The following is an 8272-nucleotide window of genomic DNA, read 5'->3' as shown; positions in this document are numbered from 1 at the left end:
GAAGCTCGTCGACTACCTCCGGTGGATGGCGGGCGACCTGCAGCAGACCCGCCGACGCCTGGACGAGATCGAGGAGGCGGCCCACGAGCCGATCGCCGTGGTGGCGATGAGCTGCCGGTTGCCCGGCGGGGTCCGGTCGCCCGAGGAGCTGTGGCAGCTGGTGGCCGACGGCACCGACGCCGTCTCCGGCTTCCCCGCCGACCGGGGATGGGACCTTGGCACCCTGTACCACCCGGACCCGGACCACGTCGGCACGTCCACCACGCTCCACGGCGGATTCGTCGACGGCTACGCCGACTTCGACCCCGCCTTCTTCGGGATCAACGCCCGCGAGGCGCTGGCCATGGACCCGCAGCAGCGGCTGCTGCTGGAGGTCGCCTGGGAGGCCTTCGAACGGGCCGGCCTGCCCGCCGAGCGGCTGCGTGGCAGCCGGACCGGCGTCTACACCGGGGTGATGTACAACGACTACGGCAGCCGCGTCCGCCACCCCGACGAGCACACCGAGGGGTATCTCGGCACCGGTAGCGCGGGCAGCATCGCCTCCGGCCGGGTCGCGTACACCTTCGGCCTGGAGGGTCCGGCCGTCACCGTCGACACCGCCTGCTCCTCCTCGCTGGTCGCCCTGCACCTCGCGATCCAGGCGCTGCGCCAAGGCGACTGCGACCTCGCCCTGGCAGGCGGGGTGTCGCTGATGGCGACGCCGGCCACCTTCGTCGGCTTCAGCCGCCAGCGCGGGCTGGCGCCGGACGGCCGCTGCAAGGCCTTCGGGGCAGGGGCGGACGGCACCGGCTGGTCCGAGGGCGCCGGCCTCCTGCTGCTCGAACGGCTGTCCGCCGCCCGCGCCAACGGCCACCCGGTGCTCGCCCTGGTCCGCGGCAGCGCGGTCAACCAGGACGGCGCCAGCGGCGCGCTGACCGCACCCAACGGGCCCGCACAGCAGCGGGTCATCCGGCAGGCGCTGGACAACGCCCGGCTGCTGCCCGCCCAGATCGACGCGATCGAGGCGCACGGCACCGGCACCACCCTCGGCGACCCGATCGAGGCTCAGGCACTCCAGTCGGTGTACGGGGCGGGCCGGGAGGCCGACCGCCCGCTCTGGCTCGGCTCGCTCAAGTCCAACCTCGGCCACACCCAGGCCGCCGCGGGCGTCGCCGGGGTGATCAAGACGGTGATGGCGATGCGCCACGGCGTCCTGCCCCGCACCCTGCACGCGGACCGGCCGTCCCCGCACGTGGACTGGCAGAACGGTCGGCTGCACCTGCTCACCGAGGCCCGCCCCTGGCCCAACGCCGGTGAGCCACGTAGGGCGGGCGTCTCCGCCTTCGGCATCAGTGGCACCAACGCGCACGTCCTGCTCGAACAGGCCCCACCGGCCCCCTCCGAGCCCGCGCCCGCCGACGGGGCCTCGTCCGGGCTCGCCCCGCTGTGGCTGCTCTCCGCCAAGAGCGCCGACACCGTGCCCGCGCAGGCCGAACGACTGGCCGCCCACCTGCGGGCGGAGCCCGGGCTCGGCCCCGAAAGCATCGGCTGGTCGCTGGCGCGCACCCGTACCGTCTTCGCCCACCGGGCGGTCGTAGCCGGCCGCAACCGGGCCGAACTCCTCTCCGGACTGGACGCATTGGCGACCGGGACGTCCACGGGCCGGGTCTTCCGGTCGCTCGCCGGCTCCGGCCGGGCCGCCCTGGTCTTCCCCGGTACCGGAAGCCAGTGGGCCGAGATGGCCGTCGAACTGCTCGACTCCTCCGCCGTGTTCGCCCGGCGCCTGGAAGAGTGCGCCGAAGCGCTGCGCCCGCAGGTGGACTGGTCACTCACCGACGTGCTGCGCTGCACGCCCGGTGCGCCGGCCCTGGAGCGCACCGACGTCGTCCAGCCCACGCTGTGGGCCGTGATGGTCTCACTCGCCGCCCTCTGGGAGTCCTGCGGCATCGAGGTGTCCGGGGTGCTGGGTCACTCCCAGGGTGAGATCGCCGCGGCGGCCGTCAGCGGCGCGCTGTCGCTACCGGAGGCCGCCCAGGTGGTGGCGGTGCGTTCCCGGGCTCTGATGTCGCTGGGTGACCTCGGCGGCGGGCTGCTGGCCGTGTCCGCCACGCCCGCCCGCGTCGGCGGGCAACTGGCCGCCTGGGACGGCGCGCTGACCGTCGCTGCGGTCAACGGTCCGCGCTCGGTGGTGGTCGCCGGTCCGGCCCGCGCGCTGGAGGAGCTCCGGGCGCACTGCGAGGCGGACGGCGTCTGGGCCCGCCGCATCGCCGTGGACTACGCCTCGCACTCCGCGCAGGTGGAGGCGCTACGGGATGAACTGACCGCCGCGCTCGCCCCGGTGGCGCCGCGTCCGGCCAGGCTGCCGATGTACTCGCCCACCGTGGGCGGGCTGCTCGAACCGGCCGCCCATGACGCCGAGTTCTGGTACCGGAGCCTGCGGCAACCGGTGGAGTTCGAGCGGACCGCCCGCGCCATGCTGGCGGACGGCTTCGATCTGTTCATCGAGTGCAGCCCGCACCCGGTCCTCACCCAGGCCCTGCAGGAGATCGTCGAGGAGGCCGGCACCGAGACCGTCGTCGTCGGCTCGCTGCACCGCGGCGACGGCACCCTCGACCGGTTCTCGGACGCGGTGGCCGAGGCGGTGGCGGGCGGAGCCCGGCTCGACGCCGACCGCTACTTCGGCCCGGCGCGCCGCGTCGACCTGCCCACCTACGCCTTCCACCGGAGCCGCTACTGGCTGCCCGCCGACGACGTCCCGAAGGCTCCGGCAGCCGCGACCGACGCGGCCGGCCCCCGAGGTCCGGAGGCGGCCTGGCAACTCGCCGTCACCGAGCCGGGCGACCTCGGCACCCTCGCCCCGGTGCCCGCGCCCGAGGCGCACCGCCCGCTCGGGGCGAGCGAGATCCGGGTCGCCGTCCGCGCCACCGGTCTGCACTTCGGGGACGTCCTGGTCGGCCTCGGTCTGGCGCTGCACGGCGAGACCGGCAGCGGACTGGGCGTGGAGGCGGCGGGCGTGGTGCTGGAGGCCGGCGCCGAGGTCACCGGGCTCGCCGTGGGCGACCGGGTGATGGGCCTGTTCCCGAGCGGCGCGGCCGGCCCGGTCGCGGTCACCGACCACCGTCTGGCTTCCGCCCTGCCGGGCCGTTGGACCTTCGAACAGGGTGCCGCCACGCCGCTGGCCCATGTGACCGCCCACCACGCGCTGTACGGGCTCGCCGGACTCCGCGCCGACGAGACGCTGCTGGTGCACGCCGCCGGTGGCGGCACCGGCCTGGCCGCGGTCCACCTGGCCCGTCACCGGGGAGCGACCGTCCTCGCCACCGACCTGCCCGAGCACGAGGCGGCGCTGCGGGCGCTGGGCCTGTCACCGGCGCTGCTCGCCTCCTCGACCACCCCCGGCTTCGCGCCGAAGCTGCTCGACTCCACCGACGGGCGCGGCGCGGACGTCGTCCTGAACTGCCTGGCCGGGGAGTTCACCGACGCCTCGCTGAGGCTGCTGCCACGGGGCGGCCGGTTCGTCGAGACCGGCCGGACGGACCGGCGCGATCCCGGGCAGGTCACCGCCGACCACCCGGGCGTGCGCTACCTGGCGGCCGACCTGGCCGACGCCGGACCGGACCGGATCCAGGCCGTCCTCGCCGAACTGGCCCCACTGTTCGCGGACGGCACGCTGCCCCCGCCCGCCGTCCCGGTCTGGGACATCGGGCAGGCCGCCGAAGCGTTCGAGCACCTGAGCCAGGCCCGGCACGCGGGCCAGGCGGTGCTCTCCCTGCCGTCCTCCCCCGGGCCCGCCCCCGCCCGGACCCGGCAGTCCGACACCCCCGGCAACCGACTCCAGGGCCTCGAACCGGCCGCCCGCCGGGATTTCCTGCTCGACCTGGTCCGTACGGAGGTCGCCACCGTTCTCGGCCATCCGCTGGACCGGGCGGTCGGTACCGACCAGCGCTTCCAGGAGCTCGGCCTCGACTCGCTCACCGCCGTCCGCCTGCGCACCCGGCTGGGCGCGGCAACCGGCCTGCGGCTCACCACGACCCTGGTCTACGACCACCCCACCCCCCGGGCCGTCGTCGACCACGTCCTCGCCCTCCTCACCGGGACGGCGGACGCCGTGGACAGCACCCCGCCGGTCCCGGCCGACGCCTCCGCCGAACCGCTCGCGATCGTCGCCATGGCCTGCCGGTTCCCCGGCGACATCCGCTCCCCGGAGCAGCTCTGGGAGGTCCTGGACACCGGCGCCGATGTCGTCGGCGACTTCCCCACCGACCGCGGCTGGGACTTCGCCCGGCTGTACCACCCCGACTCCGACCGGCCCGGCACCACCTATGCCCGCCAGGGCGGCTTCATCGACACCGTGGCCGACTTCGACGCGGCCTTCTTCGGGATCTCCCCTCGCGAGGCCCTGGCCATGGACCCGCAGCAGCGGCTGCTCCTGGAGACCGCCTGGGAGGCCTTCGAGCGCGGTGGTGTCGACCCCGTCGCGGCGGCCGCCGCCGGCCCGGTGGGCGTCTTCGTCGGCACCAACGGCCAGGACTACCCCCGGGTGCTGGCCACCGGCAAGGACGACCTGGAGGGGTACATCGGGACCGGCAACACCGCCAGCGTGCTGTCCGGTCGCCTGGCGTACTCCTTCGGGTTCAGCGGGCCGGCGGTCACCGTCGACACCGCCTGCTCGTCGTCCCTGGTGGCGCTGCACTGGGCGACCCAGGCACTGCGGCGTGGCGACTGCGAGCTGGCGCTGGTGGGCGGTGCCACCCTGATGACCAGTCCGCTGCTGTTCACCGAGTTCAGCCGGCAGCGGGTGCTCTCCCCCAGCGGCCGGTGCCGTTCCTTCTCCGCCGACGCGGACGGCACCAGCTGGAGCGAGGGCGTCGCTGTCCTCCTGGTGGAGCGGCTGTCCGACGCCCGGCGCAACGGCCACCGGGTACTGGCCGTGGTGCGCGGTTCCGCCGTCAACTCCGACGGCGCCAGCAACGGCCTGACCGCGCCCAACGGCCCCGCCCAGGAACGGGTGATCCGCCGCTCCCTGGCCGATGCCGGACTGACCCCCGACGACGTCGACGCGGTGGAGGCGCACGGCACCGGCACCAAGCTCGGCGACCCGATCGAGGCCCAGGCCCTGCTCGCCACCTACGGCGCGCGGCGCCCAGCCGACCGGCCGCTGTGGCTGGGCTCGCTCAAGTCCAACATCGGCCACAGCCAAGCCGCTTCGGGCCTGGCCGGCATCATCAAGCTGGTCGAGGCGCTGCGACACGAACGGCTGCCGAAGACCCTGCACCTGACCGAGCCGACCCCGCACGTCGACTGGTCGAGCGGGACGGTGCAGCTGCTCGACGAGCCCCGCCCCTGGCCGCGCAGCGGACGCCCCCGGCGCGGCGGTGTGTCCTCGTTCGGGATCAGCGGCACCAACGCCCACGTCATCATCGAGGAGCCCCCGGCCGACGAGCCCGCTGCCCGGCCCGCCGAGCCGGACGACCGGGTCGTCCCCTGGACGCTGTCCGCCAGGAGCCCCGAGGCTCTGCGCGGCCAGGCGCTGCGGCTGGCCGAGCACCTGACGGCGCGCCCGGACACCCGGCCGCTGGACGTGGCCTGGTCCCTCGCCACCACCCGCACCTCCCTGCGGCACCGCGCCGTCGTGCTGGCCGAGGACCACGCGCAGGCGCTGGCCGCGCTCACCGCGCTGCACGAGGGCCGGGACACCGCAGGGGTGGTGCACGGGCAGGCGCACGACGGGCAGCGGACGGCGTTCCTGTTCGCCGGCCAGGGCAGCCAGGCCGTCGGTATGGGACGCGACCTGCACGGTGCGTACCCGGTCTTCGCCGCCGCCTTCGACTCGGCGTGCGCGGCCCTCGACCCGCACCTGGAGCGGCCGCTGCGCGCGGTGGTCCACGCCGAGCCCGGCGACGAGCAGGCCGAGGCCCTGATCGACCGGACGGAATACGCGCAGCCCGCGCTGTTCGCGTTCGAGGTCGCGCTGTTCCGGTTGCTGGAGTCCTGGGGTGCCACCCCGGACCTGCTGGCCGGGCACTCGATCGGGGAGATCGCGGCCGCCCACGTGGCGGGCGTGCTCTCACTCTCCGACGCGGCCGAACTGGTCTGCGCCCGGGGCCGGTTGATGCAGGCGTTGCCGACCGGCGGGGCGATGGCCGCGGTCGAGGCCGACCCGGCCGAACTCGCCGAACTGCTGGCCGGACCGCACGACGGCGCCGTCGGGGTCGCGGCGGTCAACGGCCCCCGGGCGACCGTGCTGTCGGGCGACCGCGGGGCGGTGGCCGAGGTGGTCGACGTGCTGCGCGAGCGCGGCCGCCGGGTGTCCTGGCTGCGGGTCAGCCACGCCTTCCACTCTCCGCTGATGGACCCGATGCTCGCCGCCTTCGAACGGGTCGCGCGGAAGCTGACCTTCCACGCCCCGCGCATCCCGCTGGTCTCCACCCTGACGGGGCGCCCGGTGACCGCCGAGGAGCCGGCCGCTGCCGGCCACTGGGTCCGCCACGCCCGGGACACCGTGCTCTTCCACGACGCTGTACGCAGCCTGGAGGCGGCGGGCGCCACCCTGTTCGTCGAGGTGGGCCCGCAGGGTGCGCTCAGCTCGATGGCCACCGACAGCCTGGCCGGGCGGCGGAGCGTGGTGACAGCGCAGCGCCGGAACCGGCCGCAGGAGGCCGCGCTGCTGCAGGCCGCCGCCGAACTGCACACCCAGGGCGTTCCGGTGGACTGGCGGGTGGTCTTCGCCGGACGCGCCGGGCGCACGGTGGAGCTGCCCACCTACGCCTTCCAGCACAGCCGCTACTGGCCGCAGCGGGCCCTCACCCCCCGGCGCGATCCGCGGGGCGGCGGACACCCCGTGCTCGACGCGGTGGTGCGGCTGGGCGACAGCGACCGTTTCCTCGGCACCGGTCGGCTCTCGGCGGAAACCGCGCCCTGGCTCGCCGAGCACCGGCTCTTCGACACGACGGTCGTGCCCGGCACCCTCTGTGTCGAACTGGCCGCGCAGGTCGCCGAAGCCGTGGGCTGCCCACGGATCGAGGAGCTGACCCTACACGCGCCGATGGTCGTCGGACCGGACGAGGAGGCCGAACTCCAGCTCCTGGCCGAGGAACCGGACACGTCCGGCGGGCGCGCCCTGAGGGTGTACGCACGCCGGTACGACACCACCGGCCCGGCACCGTGGACCCTGCACGCGAGCGGCGTCCTGTCCGCCGACGGAGCGGTGGCGCCCGGCCACGACCTGCGCGCATGGCCGCCGGCGGGCGCCGAGCCGGTCCCGGTGGACGGCCTGTACGAGGCCTTCGCCGGCCAAGGGGTGGCGTACGGCCCGCTGTTCCGGGGCGTCCGCAGGGCCTGGCGCGACGGCGACACGCGCTACGCCGAGGTGGCCCTCCCGGACGGCGTCGACCCGCAGTCCTTCGCCCTGCATCCCGCCCTGTGGGACGCGGCCCAGCACCCGGCCGCGATGGACGGCCTGGGCTCCGGCTCGGGGGCGGCGGTGCCGTTCTCCTGGTCGGGCGTCCGCATCCACACCGCCGGGGCCACCCGGCTGCGGGTGCGGATCGCGCCGGCCGGACCGGACACCGTCACCATGGCGATCGCCGACGGCCGGGGCGACCCGGTGGCCGACGTCGAGCGCCTGACCGCCCGGCGGGCGAACGCGGGCGACCTCCACACCGAGCAGGCCGAAGCCGCAGGGGCGTTGTACCGACTCGACTGGGTGCCGGGGCCCACCGGCCCTTCGGAACCGGCTGTGTTCGACTGGCGCGGGACCGGCACCCCGCCGGTGCCGCTCAGCGGCCGGCCCGCCCCCGGGGAGAGCGCCGTCACCGTCGTCCCGGTCACGGTCGACAGCGCCACGGACCCGGCCGCCGCCCGGGCGGCGGCGGAGCAGGCCCTGGCCTCGGTGCGCTCCTGGCTGGCCGACGACCGTTCGGCCCGGGGGAGGCTGGCCCTGCTCACCCGGAACGCGGTCACCTGCTCCCCGGCGCAGCCGTCCACCGATCCGGCCCAGTCCGCCGTCTGGGGTCTGGTCCGCGCGGCGCAGGCGGAGTACCCCGACCGGATCGTGCTGGCGGATCTCGACGGCGGCGATGCCTCCTGGCATGCCCTGCCGACGGCCCTCGCCACTAGGGAGAGTCAACTGGCGCTTCGGGACGGACAGTTGCTCGTCCCCCGGCTGGCCAGGGCGAACGCCCCGGCCGAGCCCACCATCCTGGATCCGGACGGCACGGTGCTGATCACGGGCGGCACCGGCGACCTCGGCGCACTCCTCGCCCGCCACCTCGTCACCACCCACGGCATCCGC

Annotated in this window: 1 pseudogene; it reads left to right on the top strand. The window is 75.7% G+C overall.

The features are described 5' to 3' along the window. Window positions 1-28 precede the first annotated feature (28 nt). Window positions 29-8272 (top strand): annotated as a pseudogene (locus ACFTWP_RS27965) (type I polyketide synthase); the annotation flags it as partial.

The sequence above is a fragment of the Kitasatospora sp. NPDC057015 genome, assembly GCF_042673745.1.
Classification (GTDB): domain Bacteria; phylum Actinomycetota; class Actinomycetes; order Streptomycetales; family Streptomycetaceae; genus Kitasatospora.
Note: the sequence above shows the minus strand (reverse complement) of the source record. Positions and strands in the feature narration are given on the sequence as shown.